Raw genomic sequence first — 22,419 nt, forward strand, 5'->3', positions numbered from 1 at the left:
GTGTCGCCAGAAGGCTTACTTGGTGACCAGTTCGACTGGCGTTTCGACTACGCCATTGGTGCCGGTGTCGACCTTCTCACCCTTGACGATTTTCAGTGCAGTCTCGATGCCGAACACCGCTTGCTTGGCAGCGAACTGGTCGGCAGTCGCCAACACGCGGCCGTCTTTGAGCATTGGCTTGATGGCATTGATGTTGTCGTAACCGACCACTTGCACTTTGCCAGCCTTGCCGGCTGCACGCACAGCGGACACGGCGCCGACGGCCATGCTGTCGTTGCCGGCGAGCAGGGCTTTGACGTCCGGGTATTCGCTGAGGATCGAAGCGGCAACCTTGTTGCCCTTGTCGATTTCCCAATCACCGGATTGCAGCGAGACCACTTTGATCTGCGCCGCTTCCATCGCGTCCTTGAAGCCAGCGGTACGCGCCTGGGCATTGGTGGTGGTCGATACACCTTCAATGATGCCGACTTGGTCACCAGCCTTCAGTTGCTTGGCCAGGTACTCACCCACCAGACGCGCGCCTTTGCGGTTGTCCGGGCCTACGAAAGGCACAGTGAGGTTTTTGCTTTTGACCACGGCCGGGTCGAGCTGGTTATCGATGTTGATCACGGTGATACCGGCATCGATGGCTTTTTTGATCACCGGCACCATGGCTTTGGAGTCAGCAGGCGCGATCACCAGCGCATTGACCTTGGCCAGAATCATTTGCTCGACGATGCGGGTCTGGCCGGCGGTGTCGGTTTCGTCCTTGATGCCATTGGAGATCAGGTCGAAATCGGCGGCGTGTTCTTTCTGGTAGGCCTTGGCGCCGTCTTCCATGGTCAGGAAGAACTCGTTGGCCAGAGACTTCATGACCAGCGCGACTTTAGGTTTTTCCGGGGTTTCGGCGAAGGCCGAGGAGACAGGCAGTGCAGCGGATGCGGCAGCCAGCATGGCGACAGCGAGAAGACGTCCAGCGAATGGCAGCTTCATGGGTTCACTCCGATCTTATGATTATTGTGAGCAACGCTTGCGCTGGCGTAAGCTTCGCTGCGTCCCCGATGACTGTAGCCCATCGTGGAGGCCGCGCAAACGTTTGCGTAGACCGAACTATGCGAATCCTGCCGAGATTTGTCAACGTTAGAAAATCGGCTTTTTTGGTTAAGCGATTCACCAGAATCGCCGCGCATCTTACGCCGTAGTGTTGATCACGCCGCCCGCGCTCTTGGTCAGCTCCTTCACCAGGCTCGCCGCTACTTGGGCGAGTGCACCGCTGGTGGCGGCGATCTGGCCCTGAATAGCCATCACCTGGGTAGCTTTGGCTTCAGGGGTCGGATAACTCGCAGCTTGCGCGGCGGCCAGTTGCTGCTGCTGTTCTTGCAGTTGCTTTTGCAGTTCCTGCATGCGCTTGAGCAGCATTTTCACGGTGATACTTTGATTGCCACCGCTCTCGACCTGAGGTTCTTCCTGCGCAGGGCCGCCGGTTCTGACTTGATTGGTCTTGACCTCTTCCTTGCCCAGCAACTGGTCCGACTCCTTGGCAGCGGCCTCATTCAAGGCATCAATTGCAGCCGGCGTCTTGCCACCGATGGTGATGGTGTTGGGATGAGGAAAACCGACGGTCAACGACATATGAACTCCTGAAAAAAATAGATTCCTTAGGGAGCACATCGGCCATTCGGGTGGTTTCTTTAGCAGAGAATCCGCAATCGGCAACCGTGTATGTCCGACTGATCATGCAGGCCTTTTCGGAGAGCCGAACGTGAAAGGCGTTGTTGTTCGGAATACCGGACTCTTAATGCTTGCCACGTTTTACCCAACGACAAAATATTGATGCAAATCATCAGGTTAAACATTTCCCTCAAGCACAGTACGGATGGTACAGATCCTGCTCCCTTACTTGCGCCCCTCAGATCGCGAAGGGGCGCATCTAGATGAACCTGCATCAGCACCGTCTCACTACTAGAGAGAAAAATAATGAAATCTGCTTTCAAAACCTTCATTCCGGGCGCTTTGGCCCTCCTGCTGCTCCTGCCCACCGCTCTTCAAGCAAAAGAAGTTGAAGCCCAGACCAAACTGGCCAACGTGGTAGTACTGGCCACCGGCGGCACCATTGCCGGCGCTGGCGCCAGCGCAGCTAACAGCGCCACCTATCAGGCGGCCAAGGTTGGCATTGAACAATTGATCGCCGGCATTCCGGAATTGAACAAACTGGCGAACGTGCGTGGCGAACAAGTCATGCAGATCGCCTCGGAAAGCATCACCAATGAAAACCTGCTGCAACTGGGTCGCCGCGTAGCCGAACTGGCCGACAGCAAAGACGTCGATGGCATCGTCATCACCCACGGCACCGACACCCTGGAAGAAACCGCTTACTTCCTCAACTTGGTAGAGAAAACCGACAAGCCAATCATCGTTGTCGGCTCGATGCGCCCAGGCACCGCGATGTCGGCAGACGGCATGCTCAACCTGTACAACGCAGTAGCCGTTGCCAGCAGCAAAGATGCGCGCGGCAAAGGCGTGCTGGTGACCATGAACGATGAAATCCAGTCCGGTCGCGACGTCAGCAAGATGATCAACATCAAAACCGAAGCCTTCAAAAGCGCCTGGGGCCCACTGGGCATGGTCGTTGAAGGCAAGTCCTACTGGTTCCGCCTGCCAGCCAAGCGCCACACCATGGATTCGGAATTCGACATCAAAGACATCAAGAGTCTGCCTGATGTAGAAATCGCCTATTCCTACGGCAACGTGGGCGATACCGCCTACAAAGCCTTCGCGCAATCCGGCGCCAAAGCGATCATCCACGCGGGTACCGGCAACGGTTCGGTGTCTTCGCGCGTAGTTCCGGCGTTGCAAGCCCTGCGTAAAGACGGCGTGCAGATCATTCGCTCGTCCCACGTCAATGCCGGTGGTTTCGTCCTGCGTAACGCTGAACAGCCTGACGACAAGTACGACTGGGTTGTGGCTCACGACCTGAACCCACAGAAAGCGCGCATCCTGGCGATGGTCGCACTGACCAAGACCAACGACAGCAAAGAACTGCAGCGGATGTTCTGGGAATATTGATTGATCCTCGCCCGATCGCCTCCTGATCGGGCTTTTTTTGCGCCACTGGCCACGCCGGCGAGTGGTGCAAAATCCTACAAGCGCTTCACCTCTATCCTGCAAAAAAATCGGACTCGAGTTACATCAAAAGCGGAAAACCGCTGTCAGAGGATTTTCTTGAATTTTAAGCAGTTGCGAAAATGCCTACAGTTAAATACTGTATGCACGTACAGCTTAATAAGGATAACCTCGTGGCCACCTCCTCTGATGCTCCTGACACCTATGCGCGCATGGGCATTCGCGTGCAAAAAATCATCAATTCCCCCACCGCACAAAAAGCCAAGGCTGCGTTGATCTTTCGTCTGCCGGATGAACCCGTGGATGAATGGGAGCAGTTGCTGGAAGAAATCGACGAGAACGACAACGTCACCCTCGCTTATCGCGACGATGGCGGCGTGCAGATTTTCTGGGTTGTGCCGAAGGAAGATTGATTTAATGAGTTTGCGTTTTATTGCTGTGCTGTTGCTGTTCGTTTCCATGGGCGCCAACGCTGGCGCACCCCGGACATTCTCTGAAGCCAAGAAGGTCGCCTGGAAGCTGTACGCGCCGCAGTCCACCGAGTTTTATTGCGGGTGCAAGTACACCGGCAACAGAGTCGATCTGGCCGCTTGCGGTTATGTGCCGCGCAAGAACGCCAAGCGCGCCTCACGGATTGAATGGGAGCACATCGTTCCAGCCTGGCAAATCGGCCATCAGCGTCAATGCTGGCAGGAAGGTGGGCGCAAAAACTGCACGCGCTACGATCCGACTTATCAGAAAGCCGAAGCCGACTTGCATAACCTGGTACCGAGCATTGGCGAGGTCAACGGCGATCGCAGCAATTTCAGTTTCGGTTGGCTGCCGGTGCAGCAGGGCCAGTATGGTTCCTGCCTGACCCAGGTCGACTTCAAGGCGAAGAAGGTCATGCCCCGCCCTTCGATTCGCGGCATGATCGCCCGCACTTATTTCTACATGAGCAAACAATACGGTTTGCGCTTGTCGAAACAGGATCGGCAATTGTACGAAGCGTGGAACAAGACCTATCCGGTGCAAGACTGGGAGCGTCAGCGTAATCAAAGCGTGGCGTGCGTGATGGGACGCGGCAACGAGTTCGTCGGCCCGGTGAACATGAAATCCTGCGGCTGATCGAGCGCATAAAACAAAGGCCTCAAACGAGGCCTTTATTGTGTCTAGCTGCCAGCCTTGTTGTAACGCCAGTAGCCCATCAGATTGAGCGATTCGCGCGGGATCCCGCGCTCCTTGATCAGGTACTTGCGCAGATTCATGACCGCAGCGGACTCGCCGGCGATCCAGCCATAAAATCCCTCAGTGGCCGCCCCGGCAGTTTCCCAGAGAATTTCTTCATCGATATCGACGTCGGCCAAGTCGACTGCCTGACGGACAGATGATGCGCCGGCAGGTAATGCTGCCTGCCGCACCGCCTCCACCATCAACGAGCCAGCCAGCGCTTGCTCGCGAATCAGCCACTGCACCGAAAGCCCGGGCCAGTCGGGAACTGCGAGCATGTCCTGGTGGCTTTCGACTTCAAAAAACGCCTGGGTCTGCGGCGGCTCAGCGAGCACCGCGAGTTCATCGAGAATACCCATCGCAGCAGGCAGCGCAGTTGCATCGGCCACCAGTAAAAGCTGCTTGAGAACTTGTGGCGGCTTCCACTCGAAACCACCCGCGTCCTGCGCAGAAAAATCCCTGTCCGGCGCGAGGATTTGCATCGACTCGCCAGGTTGCGCGCGCAACGCCCAACGAGACGCCGGGCCGGTTTCACCGTGCAGAACGAAATCGATATCCACTTCACCCTGTGCGGCGCGCAAGTGGCGGATGGTGTAAGTGCGCATCGCGGGGCGGCGGTCAGCCAGCATCGCGCGGAAACGCGCATACCAGCCCTCACCCTGAGAAAGTTTGGCAGGCGAACCATCGGTGGCGGGGAAAAACAACTTCACTCGTTGATCGGGCGCCCAAGTCGCCATCTCGGTGACTGCCGGACTGGCGAGCGTGATCCGCATCAAATGCGGCGTCAGCTGGGTTTTCTGACGCAAAATCACGTCAAACAGCTTGTACGGATTGGCGGAGGCCATGCGGAGCTCCTTGAGGAATTCATCAGTGACTCCCATGAAAACGAGCCGCTTGGAATCCGCTTTAGTCAGCTCCGCTGAATGGTCCGTTTATTGTGCGGCCGGACGCTCAAGGATCAGCGATTCAATATTCTGTTTTTTCGCCTTGATCAGCGCCGCGCTCAATTGCACCTGACGCGCTTCAGCATCCGCCTGCGAATTGAACGGACCGACCAGAATCCGGGTTTTGCCATTGGCATCGCGAATGACACTGGTGACAAAGCCATGTTCGATCAGCCAACCGCTGAGATCGCTGACAGCCTGGGGAGTTTCGCCACGCACTTCCAGATCCCACTGCGGACCTGCGGCGACAGCAGGCGCCGTTACCGCTGCGGATTTCGGCTTCTGCGCGTCCACGCTTTTACCTTCACCACATCCCGCCAATGCCAGTGCCGCGATTACCCAGACCAGTTTGCGCACAACGTTTTCCTCGAAATTCTCAAAGCAGCGATCTTAACATCGCAAATACTGCCAAAGCCCCCGCAAAATGGGCACAAAACAACGAGATTGATGATTGCTCCCCCTGTATAGTTACGCGCTGGGAATTAATGCCGCATCTGCGCGTCAGAATGAGGCACCCAAATTGTGAGACTTCGCACTAATCTATACGTACCACCGACCTCTGCACTGTCTGAATCAGGTGCCCTACAAAGCAATCAAGGAGAAGACCATGCTGATACTCACCCGCAAAGTCGGTGAAAGCATAAATATTGGTGATGACATCACCATCACCATTCTCGGCGTCAGCGGCCAGCAAGTTCGGATCGGCATCAACGCCCCGAAAAACGTTGCCGTGCACCGTGAAGAAATCTACCAGCGCATTCAGGCTGGCCTGACCGCTCCGGACAAGCCACAAACCCCCTGAAACCTGCAGTCAGTAGCCAGTTCGTTTGCCTTCGCGTGATGACTGGCTAAAGATTCGAGCGCCGTATTGCCATCTGCTTCCCGCCCCACAGGTCACGGCGCCTGCGTTGTCATCTCTCCCGCCCTACTCCCCTTTTCGCAGCCGATGTTACCTGCCATTCCCATGACTGGCTGTCGGACGTTTCTGATACATCGCTCGGAATCGCGCTCACCTACCCAAATGTGACGCCTCGCGCCATGCCCGTAGCAGCAATCACCATCAGCACCATCAGCAGCGCTTCGACATGACTGATTCGCGCAAACAGCTTCAAACGCCGCATGTCCAGCGGTGCACTGCGCGACTGTGCGATACGCCACTTGATCAACGTGATCATCGGCGCAAGCTCCAGCAGCAGAATCAACACGAACAAAGTCATCTTCAAATGAAATAGCGGCTGGTGTAGATAATAGTCAGTGCCCTTCTCAAAACCGCCGAAGGCGCGCATGCCGCCAGTCACCAGCAACACCAAAGCAGAAAGCCCCCACAGATTGTCGGCGATCAACACACGCCGAGCCTCCCCCGCCCCAGCCGCCAGGCGACTGAAAGCAGTGCCACGGGTCAGCACGGCCCAGAAGCCCAAGGCAAATGCCAGCAGATGAATAGCTGCAAGAAACCAATGAGAAAGCATCGATAGACTCCCGTCGGACGGACTTAGAAATCAGCCTGAGAGTAGTAGTCGAAAAAGCAGGGATTCGCTCGCGGCCGTTGAGTGTCGGTCTGGAGCGAAAATCGGAGAGAGGCAAATCGCAGGCAAAAAAAATCCCAAGCAGCTGATGGAAGCTTGGGATTTAAAAATGCATAAACCGTGGTGGTGAACGCGGGGCGGATATTACTGAAATGTTGGTTGTGTAACAACGTATTTTTGATAACTGGCTGGTTAATAAAAACCGTAAGCTGTTAAATATCCACACTATTTCAGTGGATGATGCCGACGAGCGGCACTTCTAGGGGATAATTCCGGCCCCCTCCAACACAAGCAAGGCCAGGCGCGCCAAAAATGAAACTGCACACCCTTCTGATCAGCTTTTTATGCAGTGCAAGCGCATTTGCCAACGCGACAGACGTTCCGATAAAGAGAGGCATGTCATTTTCAGTCGCCCGGCAGGCATTGATCGAAAACGGCTGGAAAGCGAACTCAACTTATTCCGGAGAGTACGGGGTCGAGAACGTTTTCATGCGAGAAGGCTTCATTGAAATCGAATCATGCACAGAGGGCGTTCGATACTGCAGCTTTAATTACAAAAAAAACAGTGTGTGCCTGGGAGTCGGGACGGTGGGCGAAGAGCTCGAAGACATGAAAATCTATTCGTGGAACTTTGAATGCCCCGAGACAGAATGAGCGGCGCCCGTAGGGGAAGTGACCATTTGCAAATCGCAAAGTTGACCGCATCAAGATGCGGTGCCCTATTAAAATAAATCTGTCACCTTATTCCGGTTAACAAAGGTATGGCATTTCCAGTCACCAGGAAGGCGCTGATTGAAAACGGCTCGCGGCCGCCTCGATTTATGCAGCGCGTGACAGGGTTCTGCATCGAAGCGAAGCGGCAATACGGCAATGACCATTCATTATGGGCGACAAACCCTGAGCAGTTTGCTGGCGCCGAGCGGTGTGCTGATTGAGAATTCACCCGCAATCGAAATGACCAAAGTGCGCATGGCTGAGCCCGGCGCATGTCGATCGAGTCAGCTAGACCGATATAGATCTAGGGTAGAGCATATAATTTCTCCTTCGATGACGCGTAGAATCGCGACTTCAACTTTTAAAAATCAACGATCCGAGCCCGTCCTCAGGGTTCCTACAACAACACCTACTCCGAGCTTATTGCAAATATCCCCTAACAGCGAGAAATTCAGTTCAATGGTAGTTCTTACTCGAACTCTAACCTTAGTATCATCGATGAAAGCTTTTACATTTAATGTTTGAATGACACCTGGCATTAACCCAATTTCAACTTTGGCCTTTTCGCAATTAATTGCCTCACCATCTAGATCAAGTTGGTACAACCACGTATTACCGGGTTCGCTAGCAACCTTCGCAAAATTGGTGGACATCGCTCCCGACTTAACCTCCCCAATAAAAGACTCTATATAATCTAGCTTTTTAATAAGAAAACTCTGCGCATCGTCAATTTCTACGGATTCGCGCAAGGCTTTACTGCTTGTGACCCGCAGAACTGGGTTGTCCGCCTCTTCCAGTGACATTGCCGCTTCAACGGCGGTGGCTAATCTAGGACCTAAATCAACCACTCCAGCCATATCATTCTCAAAAAACAATGTTCTTTCATCAGAGATATCAAATGGCAATCTAGTACCATTCTCAGCCAAAACGATTATTGGCAATCCTACGCAATGTCGCACTGCTAGCTCATACATAACATTCGGGTTTAGCTCAGATAAATTAGCCACTACCAAATCGTCATAAACAACGTGCTCAATTACTTGCTTTGTAATTGAACCCGGCGCCGCAATTTCGTGAGCTACATAGACTTCAAAACCCAAGCTGGTCAGCACAGGTCTCATAACAGCGTTAATGAGCCCATCCGCAGCTCTCCGAGTAGAAGTGTTATCGGCACCAATCGGAGTAACAATAAAGCATTTTTTCTTAACGTCTGCTTCGGCAACTAGTTCATCACTATTTTTTTTTGCCATCATTTGATCCTTTACCGGGTGAATTGCGCTCAGATCGCATGATGGCACACGGCCGGCATTTACTCCATGTAAGCGTGGAGACCAGTGCGAAAGCAACTCGACCGAGGTGACACTGGTCAAAAAAGAGGCGGAGAAAAAGCTTCAGCACCATACCGTCGAGGGCTTGAACGTGATTTTGAATTACGCGGCCATCTGAACCGCGCCATCCGACCTAGGTTGCTCTGCCTTCATCGGCAGAAGAATATCGTGATGTGGCCGAAGTCGGCCTTTTGACCTCGAGCAGAACACCATCAAGGTGTCGCACGGGAAGACGCAGAACTATGGGAAGCCGGCGCACTTGGAGATTGCCATGGCGCCAGCGTTGCGCGAGTTCGTTGCCGAGTGCATGCGATCGCCGGTTGCGTGCCCTTACCTGACCCACTATTCGCCGAAGGCCCGCAAGCGATCGCAACTCGACTCCACGCCCTACTGGAGCGCGGTGACACCCGACTACCTGACGAAGTCATTCGCCCAGGCTCGGGATGATTCTGAGGCCTACAAAGAAGTGCCGCCCGGCGTGCGACCAACCTTGCACGAAATCCGCGCACTTGGTGCGTGGCAGTACGAACAGCAAGGTTTCCCGCAGGAATACATCCAAGAGCTGCTGGGTCACGCGGACATTAAAATGACTGAACACTACCGAGGAGGCCATGGCGATGACGCCGTGGTTTACATGAAGGTGAGCGCCGAGCTGAAAGCTTTACTACTTCACAAAGTACTTGTCGGCTGCTGCAAGAAACTCCGCGTAAAAATTTTGAACCAGCTTTGCGATACAACAAACGTCATGAGGGTCAATTGCGAGCCCCAAATGGAATTTCGGGACAGGATAGTCGCGCCCTCTATTTTTGATTGGGAGAAGCGCCATTTTTTCTGGAGTGAAGGTTATCGAAATATCCTGGGGAGAATCGATCGAAAGACGGCCAAATTCATCAATCCTCATGTCTTTGATGAAGAGCAATTTTCCTTCGGCGGGATTTATTCCAATGCTACCGGGGTGCTTCTCGACTATTTGGTCAACTGAGTGCTCTTCCGCACCTCGAGCATTGATCAGATACGACAGTAGCTCATCGTCACTTCTCAGCCGCTTGTATTTACCCCACCACGAATCCCATTTTGGGCTTTTCTTGTAGTGTGCTTGGGCTTTGTTAAAGCAACGCTCCAGCCTAGATAGAAAGGACTTCCAAGCTTCCTCGAACTCATCAAGACCTTTTGCTGATTCCATCTCAGCGATGAATGATGCTGACTTATCGAGTTCAATTTTTGGCGCAGGAGAATGCTGCATTCGAAAATCCTTATCGACACTGCGGAAAGGCTTTCCCAAAATACTCTCAAAGTTTGCCCAAACGCCAGACAACAAAAAAGGGCCCACCTTTCGGTGAGCCCTTCTAGACCGCCCAGCAGAGCGGATTTTGTTTGGTAGGCGCGATTGGACTCGAACCAACGACCCCCACCATGTCAAGGTGGTGCTCTAACCAACTGAGCTACGTGCCTGCTGTGAGGCGGCATTCTACGGAATTCCGGAGGGGTGTCAACACCTTTTTTTCACCTAACCCTATGAATATGCAAAATATTTAATTTCGCGCCATGGGCACTGGTTTTTGCCCAGGCTGGCGGAGGATTTTCAACTCGGGTAGGATCGGTGCACTCGTAAAATATATTAAACAGAGGCTGCAGGATGGCGAACACTCCTTACCCAGAGTCTTATTACGCTGCGTCGGCGAATGCCGTACCGCCACGTCCGGCCTTGCAGGATGAGGTAGAGACGGATGTCTGTGTGATCGGCGCCGGGTATACGGGACTGTCCTCTGCCCTGTTCCTGCTGGAGAACGGTTTTCGCGTGACTGTGCTTGAGGCTGCCAAAGTCGGCTTCGGCGCTTCCGGGCGCAATGGCGGGCAGATCGTTAACAGTTACAGCCGCGATATCGACGTGATCGAACGCAGCGTCGGCCCGAAGCAGGCGCAGTTGCTCGGGCATATGGCGTTCGAGGGCGGACGGATCATTCGCGAGCGTGTTGCCAAGTACAACATCCAGTGCGATCTGAAGGATGGCGGCGTATTCGCCGCCGTCTCGGCGCGGCAGATGGGGCATCTGGAATCGCAGAAGCGCCTGTGGGAGCGCTTCGGCCACACTCAGCTTGAGTTGCTCGATCAACGACGCATCCGTGAAGTGGTGGCGTGCGATCAATACGTCGGCGGCATGCTCGACATGAGCGGCGGGCACATCCACCCACTGAATCTGGCGCTCGGCGAAGCTGCAGCGGTGGAATCGCTCGGTGGCACTATCTATGAACAATCCCCCGCCGTGCGCATCGAGCGCGGTGCCAACCCGGTGGTGCACACGCCGCAAGGCAAGGTGAGGGCCAAGTTCATCATCGTTGCCGGCAACGCGTACCTGGGCAATCTGGTGCCGGAACTGGCGGCCAAGTCCATGCCGTGCGGCACCCAGGTGATTGCCACCGAGCCGTTGAGTGATGAATTGGCGAAGACTTTGTTGCCGCAAGACTACTGCGTCGAAGACTGCAACTACCTGCTCGACTACTACCGCCTGACGGGCGACAAGCGCTTGATCTTCGGCGGCGGCGTGGTGTACGGCGCGCGCGATCCGGCGAACATCGAAGCGATCATCCGCCCGAAAATGCTCAAGGCCTTTCCGCAGCTTAAAGACGTGAAGATTGATTACGCGTGGACCGGAAATTTCCTGCTGACCCTGTCGCGCTTGCCGCAGGTCGGGCGCCTGGGCGACAACATCTATTATTCGCAGGGTTGCAGTGGCCACGGCGTGACTTATACGCATCTCGCCGGCAAGGTGCTGGCCGAAGCGCTGCGTGGTCAGGCTGAACGATTCGATGCGTTTGCCGATCTGCCGCACTACCCGTTCCCGGGCGGGCAATTGCTGCGTACGCCGTTCGCGGCAATGGGTGCCTGGTACTACGGGCTGCGAGACAAGCTCGGTTTCTGATCAGATTTTCTGACCGCAAAAACACTTGTGGCGAGGGAGCTTGCTCCCTCGCCACAAGTATTGGTTGTGTCAGAGTCGATCGCGAGCAATCCCGCTACGAATCCGCAAGATATCCGCGAGTACCGCCAAGGCAATCTCCGCTGGCGTCTTGCTGCCAAGGTTAAGCCCGATTGGCGCATGAATCCGCGCCAGTTCAACCTCACCCAACCCACCTATCCGGCGCAAACGCTCGAAGCGTTTCTGCGATGTCTTCAGCGAACCCATCACGCCGATGTAAAACGCTTCGGTGCGCACCGCTTCCATCATCGCCAGGTCGTCGATGCGTGGATCATGGGTCAACGCCACCACCGCCGTGTCGCGATGGCAGCCGCCGTCAGCAATGAACACCGACGGCAATTGCCGACGAATTTCCACGCCATTCAGCACTACACCCTCCAGTACTTCATCACGCGGATCGCAGAGAATCACCTCGAAGCCGAGACCGACCGCAAACTCGGCACAGGCCTGCGCCACGCTGGAATAACCCGCGAGCAACAACCGTTGCGCCGCACCGATGCGGATCCGCACGCGATCAATCTCGCGCTCGATCCGCGCGCCCTGCTCCTGATCTGCAAATACGCTGCGCGCGCCTGAGACCAGATCGACCTCACGAATCAACCGACGCTGACCGAGCAACGCCGACTCCAGCTCACGCAGATGCACCTGCACGTCGCAGTCGGCGTCGAATTTCTCAACCAGTACATCAAGAATGCCGCCACACGGCAGGCTGACCCGCGAACGCGGATCATCGCCCTCACCGTAACGCACCACGTTGACCGCATCGAGAAACGCACCTTCGGCAACGCGCTCGAGAAAGTCTTCCTCGACGCAACCACCGGACAGCGACCCCATCCACTGCCCGCCAGCATTGACCGCCAGCAGCGAACCCGGCGCGCGCGGTGCCGAGCCGTAAGTCGCCAGCACCGTGCACAGCCAGATGCGCTGCCCGGCCAGCGACCACTCCAGCGCCCGGCGGATGACCTGCAGATCGAGATGCTGCATGTCAGTGCGCCTTGTGCTCGACGGTCGGGGCGTCGGCTTGCAGTTTCTGCACGTCGCTCACCGCCAATTCAGCAGTCTGACCACCCCAACCCTGACGCAGATAGTTGAGCAGATCGGTCAGCTGCCCAGGACTGAGCTTGTCGGCAAAACCCGGCATCGGTTGCATGTGTTCGAACCCGGAGAATTTCTGTTCGCCGATGCCATCCTCGATCACTCGCAGCAAATTACGTGGGTCTTCCAGACGCAGCGTAGTGTTGCCGCGCATGGCCACAGCGATGTGCGGCTTGCCCTCACCGCCAGCCGCGTGACAACCGGCGCAGACGTTGAGGTATTCCAGACGGCCACGTTGAGCGCTCGGGCTGAGCTTGTCCAATGGCACTTCGGTCAGCGCCTTGGCCTCTGGCGGTTGATCGCCAAGCAGGAACGTCGCCATCGCCGCCAGATCCGGATCGTTCAGGCCCTGAGTGCTGTTGTGGAACACCGGGAACATCTCGTTGAACATCGTGCCTTGCGCGCTCATGCCGTGCTTGAGGAACGTGCTCAGATCCTGATGATTCCAGCCGCGTGCCGCCAGATCAGTCGCCAGCAGGCTCGGGGCCAGGTAGCCATTGAGAATGCCGCCGGTCATGCGCTTGTCTTGCTGCATCGCACCCGGCAAGCCGCGCGGAGTGTGGCATTCACCGCAGTGACCGAGCACGTCGACCATGTACTGGCCGCGTTTCCATGCCGCGCTTTTGCCTTCGGCAGGCTCCAGCTTGACGTCTTTGCCGTAGAGCATGTTCCAGCCCATCAGACCCAGACGCACGTTGAACGGGAAACTCAGGCTGGTGGCCGGCGCCGCACGCTCGATCGGCTCGACGGTTTTCAGATACGCGTGAATCGCATCCGAATCTTCGCGAGGCATCAAGTGATACGAGGTGTACGGCATCGCCGGGTACAGATTCGCGCCGTCACGACGCTTGCCTTCAGTCAGCGCAGCGAAGAACTCGTCATCACTGTACAGACCGATACCGTGTTCCTTGCTCGGGGTGATGTTGGTGCCGTAGATCGTGCCGAATGGCGAGACGATCGGCAGCCCGCCAGCATACGGCGCGCCGCCCGGTGCGGTGTGGCACGCCATGCAATCGGCGGCACGAGCGAGGTATTCGCCGCGCTTGACCTGATCATCCGCATGCGCCAAAAACATCGGCGCAGCCAAACCGACCGCCAGCGTCAGGCGGGTTAATAGTTGCTTCATGCTTAACCCTCCTTGACCAGGCCGAGATCGGTCAGCACGTTGCGAGTAGCGCTGTAATAACGCACGTACCCGGTGCAACGGCAGATGTGATGGCCGAGGCTGTCCTCGATGACTTGTTCCAGCTGACTTTTGACGATCGGCTGGCGTTGCAGTTTTTCCACCAGCACGGTGGCGGCGTTGACGAAGCCCGGCGCGCAGTAGCTGCACTGGAAGGCGAACTCGTCGACGAAACGCTGCTGAATCGGGTTCAGTTCAGTGACCTGACCCTGCTCGTCACGGGTGGCGTGGCCTTCGATGGTGCGGACTTTTTTACCTTCGAAGTAATGTGCGCCAGTGATGCAGGTGCGCACTTCTTCGCTGGTGCCGTCCGGGTTATCGACGATCACCACGCAGGCGTGGCAGATGCCTTGGCCACAGCCCAGACGCGAACCGGTGAGGTTCTTGTATTCGTGCAGGTAGTCGATCATCGGCAGGTCATCAGGGATCTCCACCGGGCCGACGGATTGACCGTTGAGGGTCAGTTGAAGCGGACGGTTAGCCATTGAGGGCCTCCTTGATGCGCGTAGCAGTGATTGGCAGGTCGCGAACACGTTTGCCGATGGCATGAGCCACAGCGTTACCGATGGCACCGACCACCGGAATCATCACCACTTCGGCGATGCCTTTGGACGGATCGCTCGGTGACAGCGGCGGCAGGATTTCCGCCGTCTGCGTCCACACCGCAACGTGGCGCGCCATCGGCAGGCGATACCGGTTGAAGTTCCAGTCACCCTCCCCCGGCCCGCCTTCGTACAACGGCATTTCTTCCATCAAGGCATGACCGATGCCCATGGCAATCCCGCCTTCGAGCTGACCGCGCACCAGCTCTTCGACCAACACGCGACCGCATTCCAGCCACGAGTGGTGATTAATCACGGAGACTTCAGCCGAACCCTTGTTGACCTTCAACTCGACCAGCGTCGCGACAGGACTGTAATAAGTCACCGCCGCATTGTTCAGTTGAGTCGCCGGATAAGCGATGTTCTGCCGATCGAGCAGATGGAAACCATTACTGCTCATCTGCGCTTTTTTCGCTTTCGGAGCGCCGTCGCCGTACTTCACCGCCAGACCGTCGAGCGGCAAACGCTCGCGCACGCCGTCGATGCTGTACTCGGCCTCGGCCCAACTCCAGCGGTTGAAGCCGTGCACAGTCGCGCCGGTCACCAGACCACGTTCGTGGCAGCGCTTGGCCAGCTCTTCGAACGTCAGCGGCTGCATGCCGTTGGCAGTTAGTTTGCCGTCGACCCAATGCGCATCTTCGCGACGCACCACGTAAGGGTTGGCCTGCCCACCGAATGGACCTTGGCGCCAGATCTCCAGCGCCGCCGGCCACAGACCGTGGTTGAACAACACGCGTGCCGCTTCACGGGTGGCGTGGCTGAAGTAGTAAGCAGAGTTGGTCGCCGACGAGGCCGACGCCAGCTTGCCGACCCAACGCGGGTTGCGCAGGAAGTTGTCCTGTTCGGCCTGGCTCATGGTGTAAGGGTTGCCGCCAGTGATCAGCTGCATTTCCTGCCATTCGGTTTCGCCGGTCTTCACTTCGTGCGCCGGGCTGCCGAGGAAATCAGCGACAACCAGTGCTTGCGAAGTGGACATGCCGGTGCCGATCTCGATACCGATATGGCGCAGGGAAATGCGCCCCTCAGCGGTGAATTCGATGCTGGCCATCGGCGCTTCGGAACCGGTGCCGAAGTCTTTCTGGCAAATCGCAAAACCGACGCCGTACCAGTTATCCGGATCGGCCGCTTCGCGCTGTTTCTTGATGACGTCGCGGTTTTTCCAGACTTCGTGCAGCGAGGCCTTGTCGAGAATCTCGTGCAGGCGCAGCGCACCGGCCGGGATCGCGCCCTGGGTGTTTTTCATCCCCGAACGCAGAGCGTTTTTGCGGCGCAGGTCGATGGCATCGACACCGAGGCGACCGGCGATTTCGTCGATCATCATCTCGGTGGCTGCCATGCTTTGCAGAGTGCCGTAACCGCGCATCGATCCCGCTTCAACCGCGCGCGAATGATAGGCCGTCACTTGCAGGTCGTTCTGCGGCATGTAGTAGATCGACTGCGCCGCCGTGGCGCCAACCGCCGCTACTGAGGGGCTGTAGTTGATCCGGCCACCGCCATCGACGCTCATTTCCGAACGGAAAATCTGGAAGCTGTGGTCGTCCTTGTCCACCGCCAGTTGGTAGCGGATGTCGAACGGGTGGCGCTTGATGCCGCTCTGGAACTGCTCGTAGCGGTCGTTGGCCAGGCGAATCGGCATGCCAGCGCCGTACAATGCCGCCAAGGCTGCGTAGTAGACGAAAATATTGTGGTCTTTCGAGCCGTAACCGACCGTGTACCCCGGGTGCATATTCAGGTTGGCCAGGCCGAAGCGCGACGGCGAGATCATCTTCGCGGTCTCGGTCGCAACTTCCAGTGGGCACTGAGTGGCGACCACGAAATGCAGAGTCTTGGTCGCGGGGTCGTACCAACCGTTACCGTTGTCCGGCTCCAGCGCGGCCGGTTCGATCGATGGCGTCTTGTAGCGCTCGTCGAACACCAGCCAATTGTCTGGCGGCGTGTCGATCTGTTTCTGCATGCGCTCGGCGTAGAACAGGCCGCGCTCGGTGAGATTGCCGTGCAGGTTCGGCTGAGCATTCCACACCGGGCGACGGTTTTTCAGCATCGGGAACAGGATCGAATCCTTGAGGCTGGCAAATTCGTCTTCGTCAGCCGAGGTCGCGCCACCGACGCGCACGTAGCGGAAGCTGCCGTACGGATCGCCTTCGTAGAACGGCACTTGCGCACCGTAACGAATCGCTTTGTCGTTGAATTTGAGTTTGTTCTTGGCCTGACGGAAACGCTCGAAATCGTTCCAGATCAGGATCGCCACCGGATGGCCGATGAACATCGGCACTTTGCCCGGCGGCAACAGCGGATCGGGCGCGTGCTCTTCCGGGAAGACGATGCCGTCCTTGTCCAGATCGGCAGCGGTGACGATGCGGTCAGGCTGCAAGTCGTCGCCGAGCCACGACAGGTCGTAGCCGTCGTAGATGCGATCAGCCTTGATGGTTTTCAGCAACATGGCGTGGCCTTGCTGCTGCGGCCAGCCGGGCATGTCCTTGGCGCGGATGTCGCGGGCGAAGACTTTGCTGCCGCAGACTTTGGACAAAGCATCGTTACGCTGGCGCGCCTTGCCGTTGTTGCCGAGCCACTGCTCGGACGGCACGGTCACGCTGTTTTCCATCAAGGCAGCCAGCGCCTGAGTGCTGAGCGGTGTAAGCGTGACGCTCACACCCGCTACCAGCCCGCCCTGCAGGAACGAGCGCCGGGATATTTCACGGTTGGACATGGATCATCCTCTGGACGGTTATAGGTCCGCCCTTGTGGTTATGTGCTGGGGATCTCGAGTCTTGCAGAAGCCCTTTTTGACGAAGCAAAGGGCCGTGATGACAGTGCAAAGCTGACCGAAAGGTTAACTTTAAAGGTTTCTGCGCTCGCCGCAAACAACCAGTTACAAAAATCTGACTAAAGAATCAAAAATCAATGCGGCATTGCACCGCAGCAAACCGGTAGAAACAAAAAAGGATAATCAGGAGACGGTCAAATTTCAGACACAAAAAACCCCGGTCTTTCGACCAGGGTCTTTGCTATCGATTCCGAATCAACCAGCGGTTGCTTTCGGTGTTTCAAGGCGTTCAGTGGTCCTTGAAACAGATATGGCGCAGCGGACGGGACTCGAACCCGCGACCCCCGGCGTGACAGGCCGGTATTCTAACCGACTGAACTACCGCTGCGTATCGCTTTGAGCTTGCACTCAAGTAACTCGTTTGATCGAAAGCTTCGGTGCTTTTCAACCGCGAACCAGACAATGTCTGACTCGTTAAATATGGCGCAGCGGACGGGACTCGAACCCGCGACCCCCGGCGTGACAGGCCGGTATTCTAACCGACTGAACTACCGCTGCGCGTCGGTGCAGGCACTTTCAGCCTACGCTCTTGCTTGCGCAAGTTTCTCGGGGAGTGGTGGGTGATGACGGGATCGAACCGCCGACATTCTGCTTGTAAGGCAGACGCTCTCCCAGCTGAGCTAATCACCCGTTTGCATCTCCGAGGCCGCGAAATTTACGCAGGTAGCGAACCTAAGTCAATAGCAGGATTGAAGTTTTTCTGAAAAAGACAAAAACGTGTCATTCCGAGTAAATCATCTTCTTGGTCATGCCGCCGTCGACCACGAATTCCTGCCCTGTCACGAACCCGGCATTCTTCGACAGCAGCCAGGCCACCATCGCCGCGACGTCTTCGACCGTGCCTACCCTGCCCGCCGGATGCTGCGCATGATCGGCATCAGCCAACGGCTCGGCACGCCTCACAGACGGATCCCGCGCATCGATCCAGCCCGGACTGACCGCGTTGACGCGAATCTCCGGCCCGAGGCTGATCGCCAGGGCGTGCGTCAGGGCCAGCAAACCACCCTTGCTCGCCGCGTAGGCCTCGGTATCAGGCTCGGACTGCCCGGCGCGGGTCGAGGCCAGATTGACGATCGCCCCATTGTGCGCGCGCAGATACGGCGCACAGTGCTTGGCCAGCAACATCGGCCCACTGAGGTTCACCGCCAGCACGCGATTCCAGTAAGCCAGATCGAGGCTTTCCAGCGTGATGTTGTGCGGATCGGCTATCGCTGCGTTGCACACCAGTGCATCCAGACGACCGAACTGACCCAACACTTCAGCCACACACAACGCAACCTGACTCTCGTCCGACACATCCATGGCGATAAACCAGGCGTTCTCGCCCAGCACCTTGCTGACTTTCGAACCACGCACCCGATCCAGATCCGTCAGCACCACCTGCCAGCCTTCGCTGATCAGCCATGCCGCGATGCCCAGACCGATACCGCGTGCGGCACCCGTGACCAGCGCAACTCGGCCATGAGTCCCGGCCTTCGGCGCGGACAACTCGATCACAGTGCCGCCAAGCCACGCGCCAGATCTGCTTGCAGATCAGCCACATCTTCCAGACCGACCGCGATGCGAATCAGGCTGTCACGAATGCCCGCCGCTTCACGCTCTTGCGGCGCCAGACGACCGTGGGAGGTGGTGCTCGGGTGAGTGATGGTGGTTTTGCTGTCGCCAAGGTTGGCGGTGATCGAAATCAGTCGGGTCGCATCAATAAAGCGCCACGCGCCCTCTTTGCCGCCCTTGACCTCGAAGCTCACCACCGCGCCGAAGCCTTTCTGCTGACGCTGCGCCAGTTCGTGCTGCGGATGGCTCTTGAGACCGGCGTAGTGCACTTTCTCGATGCCGTCCTGCTGCTCCAGCCACTCGGCCAGCTCTTGCGCGTTGGCGCAGTGCGCTTTCATGCGCAGGCTGAGGGTTTCCAGGCCTTTGAGGAAGATCCAGGCGTTGAACGGACTCAAGGTCGGCCCGGCAGTGCGCAGGAAACCGACAACTTCTTTCATCTGCTCGCTGCGACCGGCAACCACGCCGCCCATGCAACGGCCCTGGCCGTCGATGAACTTGGTCGCCGAGTGCACGACAATGTCAGCGCCCATCTTCAGCGGCTGCTGCAACGCAGGCGTGCAGAAGCAGTTGTCGACCACCAGCATCGCGCCTTTGGCGTGCGCGATTTCGGCGAGCGCGGCGATATCCACCAACTCGGCCAATGGATTGGACGGCGATTCGACAAACAGCAATTTGGTGTTGGACTTGATCGCCGCATCCCACGCCGGCAGTTCGGCCAGCGGCACGTAGTCAACTTCGATGCCGAATCGTTTGAAATACTTCTCGAACAGGCTGATGGTCGAGCCAAACACGCTACGCGACACCAGAACGTGATCGCCAGCACTGCACAAGCTCATCACCACAGCCATGATTGCGGCCATGCCAGTGGCGGTGGCGACTGCCTGCTCGGCGCTTTCCAGCGCAGCGATGCGCTCTTCGAACGCGCGCACGGTCGGGTTGGTGTAACGCGAGTAGACGTTGCCCGGCACTTCGCCGGCAAAGCGCGCAGCCGCGTCGGCAGCAGTACGGAACACGTAGCTGGAAGTGAAGAACATCGGATCACCGTGTTCGCCTTCCGGCGTGCGGTGCTGACCGGCACGTACGGCCAGGGTATCGAACGCTACGCCTTCGAGGTCGCTGTCCAGCCGACCGGCATCCCATTCCTGACTCATGCTGTCTCTCCTTGCCCTGTTCGCGAAAAAATAAGTGTCTTTTGCCGGATACAAAACCGGCCCCTCAGGGCCGGTAGAAACTCAGTTGTTGTACAGATCGATGATCGCACTGACCGCCTGGGTCTTGACCTTCGACAGGTCGTTGCGCGCCTGCTCGATCTTGTTCAGGTAAGCCTCGTCGACGTCACCGGTGACGTACTTGCCGTCGAACACCGCACAATCGAAGTTCTCGATCTTGATCTTGCCGCCACCGACCGCTTCGATCAAGTCAGGCAAGTCCTGATAGATCAGCCAGTCTGCGCCGATCAGATCAGCCACGTCCTGAGTCGAGCGGTTATGCGCGATCAGTTCGTGCGCGCTCGGCATATCGATGCCGTACACGTTCGGATAACGCACGGCCGGTGCAGCGGAGCAGAAGTAAACGTTCTTCGCGCCAGCTTCACGGGCCATCTGGATGATCTGCTTGCAAGTAGTACCGCGAACGATCGAGTCGTCCACCAGCATCACGTTCTTGCCGCGGAATTCCAGCTCGATGGCATTGAGTTTCTGGCGTACCGATTTCTTGCGCGCGGCCTGGCCGGGCATGATGAAGGTACGGCCGATGTAACGGTTCTTGACGAAACCTTCGCGGAATTTCACGCCCAGATGGTTGGCCAGTTCCAGCGCGGCGGTGCGGCTGGTGTCCGGGATCGGGATGACCACGTCGATGTCGTGCTCTGGACGCTCGCGCAGGATCTTCTCGGCGAGTTTCTCGCCCATGCGCAGACGTGCTTTATAAACAGATACGCCGTCGATGATCGAATCCGGACGCGCCAGGTAGACGTGTTCGAAGATGCACGGGGTCAGCGATGGGTTGGTCGCGCACTGACGGGTGTGCAGCTTGCCGTCTTCAGTGATGTAGACCGCTTCACCCGGCGCCAGATCGCGAATCAGGGTGAAACCGAGCACGTCCAGCGAAACGCTTTCGGAGGCGATCATGTACTCGACGCCTTCGTCGGTGTGACGCTGGCCGAACACAATTGGACGGATGCCGTGCGGGTCACGGAAACCGACGATGCCGTAACCGGTGACCATCGCGACTACTGCGTAACCACCGACGCAACGGTTGTGCACGTCGGTGACGGCGGCAAACACGTCTTCTTCAGTCGGTTGCAGCTTGCCGCGCTGGGCCAGTTCGTGGGCGAACACGTTGAGCAACACTTCCGAGTCGGAACTGGTGTTGACGTGACGCAGGTCGGATTCGTAAATCTCTTTGGCCAACTGCTCAACGTTGGTCAGGTTGCCGTTGTGCGCCAAGGTAATGCCGTAAGGCGAGTTGACGTAGAACGGCTGAGCTTCGGCCGAGGTCGAACTGCCGGCGGTCGGGTAACGGACGTGGCCGATACCCATGTGGCCGACCAGGCGTTGCATGTGACGCTGCTGGAACACGTCACGCACCAGACCATTGTCTTTGCGCAGGAACAACCGGCCATCATGGCTTGTGACGATACCGGCAGCGTCCTGGCCGCGGTGCTGGAGCACGGTTAGCGCGTCATACAGCGCCTGATTGACGTTCGACTTACCGACGATACCGACGATGCCACACATGCGACGCAACCCCTACTTAATGGATCTGAACTGAGCAACACTCACTGCGGCGTTTTGGCCGACGGCATGAGTTGCTCCTTGAACGGAATATCAGCGGGTACGCTGATACCGCTGGCAAGCCACTGACTGCTCCACCCGAGAATCAGGTTTTTGGACCAGTCTGCGACCAATAGAAACTTTGGCACGAGCTGTGATTCTTTCCACCACCCGTCCTGCTGTACCGGCCCCAGGCTCAACAGCCCGACCGCCACGACCACCAGCAACACGCCACGCGCAGCGCCGAAGGCCATGCCGAGGAATCGATCGGTCCCGGACAACCCGGTGACGCGAACCAACTCGCCGATAAGATAATTGATCATTGCGCCCACGATCAGTGTGGCGACAAACATGATGGCACAGCCCGCGATCACGCGAGCCGATGGGGTTTCGATGTATCCGGCGAGGTACTCGGACAGTGCGCCACCGAACATCCAGGCGACGACTCCTGCGATGATCCAGGTCACCAGCGATAATGCTTCCTTGACGAAGCCGCGGCTCAAACTGATCAAAGCGGAGATGGCGATGATTGCAACGATCGCCCAGTCAACCCAGGTAAATGGCACAGTGCAGCCTACAGACGGATA

Annotated in this window: 21 protein-coding genes and 4 tRNA genes; 7 read left to right on the top strand and 18 right to left on the bottom strand. The window is 57.3% G+C overall.

The genetic code is table 11. The features are described 5' to 3' along the window. Nucleotides 1-15: 15 nt before the first annotated feature. Entirely contained in the window at nt 16-972 is a 957-nt protein-coding gene (locus tag ACP7EE_RS21770) for a sugar ABC transporter substrate-binding protein (protein WP_426236676.1), read from the bottom strand. Between the two features lie 198 nt (nt 973-1,170). Further along, nucleotides 1,171-1,611: a hypothetical protein gene (locus ACP7EE_RS21775; protein WP_426236678.1), complete on the bottom strand. Its 441-nt coding sequence runs from the start codon at nt 1,609-1,611 to the stop codon at nt 1,171-1,173. 345 nt (nt 1,612-1,956) lie between these two features. Here ACP7EE_RS21775 and ACP7EE_RS21780 point away from each other — a divergent pair, with 345 nt between their 5' ends. The 3 genes from ACP7EE_RS21780 (at nt 1,957) to ACP7EE_RS21790 (ending at nt 4,209) form a co-directional block, all read left to right on the top strand. Continuing rightward, nucleotides 1,957-3,045 carry an asparaginase gene (locus ACP7EE_RS21780; RefSeq protein ID WP_426236680.1) on the top strand — a complete coding sequence of 363 codons (1,089 nt, stop codon included), beginning with the start codon at nt 1,957-1,959 and terminating at the stop codon, nt 3,043-3,045. 179 nt (nt 3,046-3,224) lie between these two features. Continuing rightward, a complete protein-coding gene (locus tag ACP7EE_RS21785) occupies nt 3,225-3,515 on the top strand; it encodes a DUF1654 domain-containing protein (RefSeq protein ID WP_420648680.1) in 291 nt (96 codons plus the stop codon). A gap of 4 nt (nt 3,516-3,519) precedes the next feature. Further along, nucleotides 3,520-4,209, top strand: a complete 690-nt coding sequence (locus tag ACP7EE_RS21790; protein WP_420648681.1) for an endonuclease — start codon at nt 3,520-3,522, stop codon at nt 4,207-4,209. Between the two features lie 44 nt (nt 4,210-4,253). On the opposite strand, the gene ACP7EE_RS21795 is transcribed toward ACP7EE_RS21790, so the two are convergent. Continuing rightward, the gene (locus ACP7EE_RS21795; RefSeq protein ID WP_426236683.1) at nt 4,254-5,156 is read right to left on the bottom strand and encodes a siderophore-interacting protein; all 903 of its coding nucleotides are present in this window, start codon (nt 5,154-5,156) and stop codon (nt 4,254-4,256) included. 87 nt (nt 5,157-5,243) lie between these two features. Next, entirely contained in the window at nt 5,244-5,612 is a 369-nt protein-coding gene (locus ACP7EE_RS21800) for an SPOR domain-containing protein (protein ID WP_426236685.1), read from the bottom strand. A gap of 250 nt (nt 5,613-5,862) precedes the next feature. Here ACP7EE_RS21800 and csrA point away from each other — a divergent pair, with 250 nt between their 5' ends. Beyond that, entirely contained in the window at nt 5,863-6,057 is a 195-nt protein-coding gene (gene csrA, locus ACP7EE_RS21805) for a carbon storage regulator CsrA (protein ID WP_003179932.1), read from the top strand. Nucleotides 6,058-6,268: 211 nt separating this feature from the next. Here csrA and ACP7EE_RS21810 read toward each other — a convergent pair whose 3' ends face one another. Beyond that, entirely contained in the window at nt 6,269-6,724 is a 456-nt protein-coding gene (locus ACP7EE_RS21810; RefSeq protein WP_426236687.1) for a DUF2214 family protein, read from the bottom strand. Nucleotides 6,725-7,093: 369 nt separating this feature from the next. Here ACP7EE_RS21810 and ACP7EE_RS21815 point away from each other — a divergent pair, with 369 nt between their 5' ends. Further along, nucleotides 7,094-7,435, top strand: coding sequence for a hypothetical protein (locus ACP7EE_RS21815; RefSeq protein WP_426236689.1), 342 nt, complete (start codon nt 7,094-7,096; stop codon nt 7,433-7,435). A 428-nt stretch (nt 7,436-7,863) separates the two neighbouring features. Here the strand turns inward: ACP7EE_RS21815 and ACP7EE_RS21820 are convergent, their stop codons facing one another. Then, a complete protein-coding gene (locus ACP7EE_RS21820) occupies nt 7,864-8,745 on the bottom strand; it encodes a hypothetical protein (protein ID WP_426236691.1) in 882 nt (293 codons plus the stop codon). A gap of 349 nt (nt 8,746-9,094) precedes the next feature. Between ACP7EE_RS21820 and ACP7EE_RS21825 the strand changes: the two genes are divergently transcribed. Continuing rightward, on the top strand, nt 9,095-9,805 hold the full coding sequence (locus tag ACP7EE_RS21825) for a tyrosine-type recombinase/integrase (protein WP_426236693.1): 711 nt from the start codon (nt 9,095-9,097) through the stop codon (nt 9,803-9,805). Nucleotides 9,806-10,198: 393 nt separating this feature from the next. Here ACP7EE_RS21825 and ACP7EE_RS21830 read toward each other — a convergent pair. Further along, nucleotides 10,199-10,275: transfer RNA gene (locus ACP7EE_RS21830), tRNA-Val, on the bottom strand. A 184-nt stretch (nt 10,276-10,459) separates the two neighbouring features. On the opposite strand from ACP7EE_RS21830, the gene ACP7EE_RS21835 reads away from it, so the two are divergent. Then, on the top strand, nt 10,460-11,743 hold the full coding sequence (locus tag ACP7EE_RS21835; protein ID WP_426236695.1) for an NAD(P)/FAD-dependent oxidoreductase: 1,284 nt from the start codon (nt 10,460-10,462) through the stop codon (nt 11,741-11,743). 69 nt (nt 11,744-11,812) lie between these two features. Here ACP7EE_RS21835 and ACP7EE_RS21840 read toward each other — a convergent pair whose 3' ends face one another. From ACP7EE_RS21840 to ACP7EE_RS21890, 11 genes are all read right to left on the bottom strand, one after another. Continuing rightward, complete coding sequence (locus ACP7EE_RS21840; protein WP_426236697.1) at nt 11,813-12,784, bottom strand: XdhC family protein; 972 nt, start codon at nt 12,782-12,784, stop codon at nt 11,813-11,815. 1 nt (nt 12,785) lies between these two features. Beyond that, nucleotides 12,786-14,021 carry a c-type cytochrome gene (locus ACP7EE_RS21845; RefSeq protein ID WP_426236699.1) on the bottom strand — a complete coding sequence of 412 codons (1,236 nt, stop codon included), beginning with the start codon at nt 14,019-14,021 and terminating at the stop codon, nt 12,786-12,788. 2 nt (nt 14,022-14,023) lie between these two features. Next, entirely contained in the window at nt 14,024-14,563 is a 540-nt protein-coding gene (locus ACP7EE_RS21850; protein ID WP_420648688.1) for a (2Fe-2S)-binding protein, read from the bottom strand. Further along, nucleotides 14,556-17,387, bottom strand: a complete 2,832-nt coding sequence (locus ACP7EE_RS21855) for a xanthine dehydrogenase family protein molybdopterin-binding subunit (protein WP_426236701.1) — start codon at nt 17,385-17,387, stop codon at nt 14,556-14,558. Before ACP7EE_RS21855 ends, ACP7EE_RS21850 begins: the two co-directional genes overlap by 8 nt. Nucleotides 17,388-17,755: 368 nt before the next feature. Then, nucleotides 17,756-17,832 (bottom strand) — tRNA-Asp (locus ACP7EE_RS21860). A 93-nt stretch (nt 17,833-17,925) separates the two neighbouring features. Further along, nucleotides 17,926-18,002 (bottom strand) — tRNA-Asp (locus ACP7EE_RS21865). A gap of 56 nt (nt 18,003-18,058) precedes the next feature. Further along, a tRNA-Val gene (locus ACP7EE_RS21870) sits at nt 18,059-18,134 on the bottom strand. Nucleotides 18,135-18,224: 90 nt separating this feature from the next. Then, nucleotides 18,225-19,001, bottom strand: coding sequence for an SDR family oxidoreductase (locus tag ACP7EE_RS21875; RefSeq protein WP_426236703.1), 777 nt, complete (start codon nt 18,999-19,001; stop codon nt 18,225-18,227). Beyond that, nucleotides 18,998-20,209: an O-succinylhomoserine sulfhydrylase gene (locus ACP7EE_RS21880; RefSeq protein WP_420648691.1), complete on the bottom strand. Its 1,212-nt coding sequence runs from the start codon at nt 20,207-20,209 to the stop codon at nt 18,998-19,000. The genes ACP7EE_RS21875 and ACP7EE_RS21880 overlap by 4 nt, the downstream gene beginning before the upstream one ends. A gap of 81 nt (nt 20,210-20,290) precedes the next feature. Beyond that, nucleotides 20,291-21,796, bottom strand: coding sequence for an amidophosphoribosyltransferase (purF, locus tag ACP7EE_RS21885; RefSeq protein WP_420648692.1), 1,506 nt, complete (start codon nt 21,794-21,796; stop codon nt 20,291-20,293). Nucleotides 21,797-21,837: 41 nt separating this feature from the next. Next, nucleotides 21,838-22,398: a CvpA family protein gene (locus ACP7EE_RS21890; protein WP_420648693.1), complete on the bottom strand. Its 561-nt coding sequence runs from the start codon at nt 22,396-22,398 to the stop codon at nt 21,838-21,840. Nucleotides 22,399-22,419: the final 21 nt, after the last annotated feature.

The sequence above is a fragment of the Pseudomonas sp. TWP3-2 genome (assembly GCF_049897765.1).
Classification (GTDB): Bacteria; Pseudomonadota; Gammaproteobacteria; order Pseudomonadales; family Pseudomonadaceae; genus Aquipseudomonas.

Excerpts from the sequence above, each read along its gene's own strand:
- ACP7EE_RS21770 (WP_426236676.1), bottom strand. The coding sequence starts at position 972 with ATGAAGCTGCCATTCGCTGGACGTCTTCTCGCTGTCGCCATGCTGGCT.
- ACP7EE_RS21775 (WP_426236678.1), bottom strand. The coding sequence starts at position 1,611 with ATGTCGTTGACCGTCGGTTTTCCTCATCCCAACACCATCACCATCGGT.
- ACP7EE_RS21780 (WP_426236680.1), top strand. The coding sequence starts at position 1,957 with ATGAAATCTGCTTTCAAAACCTTCATTCCGGGCGCTTTGGCCCTCCTG.
- ACP7EE_RS21785 (WP_420648680.1), top strand. The coding sequence starts at position 3,225 with ATGCCTACAGTTAAATACTGTATGCACGTACAGCTTAATAAGGATAAC.
- ACP7EE_RS21790 (WP_420648681.1), top strand. The coding sequence starts at position 3,520 with ATGAGTTTGCGTTTTATTGCTGTGCTGTTGCTGTTCGTTTCCATGGGC.
- ACP7EE_RS21795 (WP_426236683.1), bottom strand. The coding sequence starts at position 5,156 with ATGGCCTCCGCCAATCCGTACAAGCTGTTTGACGTGATTTTGCGTCAG.
- csrA (WP_003179932.1), top strand. The coding sequence starts at position 5,863 with ATGCTGATACTCACCCGCAAAGTCGGTGAAAGCATAAATATTGGTGAT.
- ACP7EE_RS21810 (WP_426236687.1), bottom strand. The coding sequence starts at position 6,724 with ATGCTTTCTCATTGGTTTCTTGCAGCTATTCATCTGCTGGCATTTGCC.
- ACP7EE_RS21815 (WP_426236689.1), top strand. The coding sequence starts at position 7,094 with ATGAAACTGCACACCCTTCTGATCAGCTTTTTATGCAGTGCAAGCGCA.
- ACP7EE_RS21820 (WP_426236691.1), bottom strand. The coding sequence starts at position 8,745 with ATGGCAAAAAAAAATAGTGATGAACTAGTTGCCGAAGCAGACGTTAAG.
- ACP7EE_RS21825 (WP_426236693.1), top strand. The coding sequence starts at position 9,095 with ATGGCGCCAGCGTTGCGCGAGTTCGTTGCCGAGTGCATGCGATCGCCG.
- ACP7EE_RS21835 (WP_426236695.1), top strand. The coding sequence starts at position 10,460 with ATGGCGAACACTCCTTACCCAGAGTCTTATTACGCTGCGTCGGCGAAT.
- ACP7EE_RS21840 (WP_426236697.1), bottom strand. The coding sequence starts at position 12,784 with ATGCAGCATCTCGATCTGCAGGTCATCCGCCGGGCGCTGGAGTGGTCG.
- ACP7EE_RS21845 (WP_426236699.1), bottom strand. The coding sequence starts at position 14,021 with ATGAAGCAACTATTAACCCGCCTGACGCTGGCGGTCGGTTTGGCTGCG.
- ACP7EE_RS21850 (WP_420648688.1), bottom strand. The coding sequence starts at position 14,563 with ATGGCTAACCGTCCGCTTCAACTGACCCTCAACGGTCAATCCGTCGGC.
- ACP7EE_RS21855 (WP_426236701.1), bottom strand. The coding sequence starts at position 17,387 with ATGTCCAACCGTGAAATATCCCGGCGCTCGTTCCTGCAGGGCGGGCTG.
- ACP7EE_RS21880 (WP_420648691.1), bottom strand. The coding sequence starts at position 20,209 with ATGAGTCAGGAATGGGATGCCGGTCGGCTGGACAGCGACCTCGAAGGC.
- purF (WP_420648692.1), bottom strand. The coding sequence starts at position 21,796 with ATGTGTGGCATCGTCGGTATCGTCGGTAAGTCGAACGTCAATCAGGCG.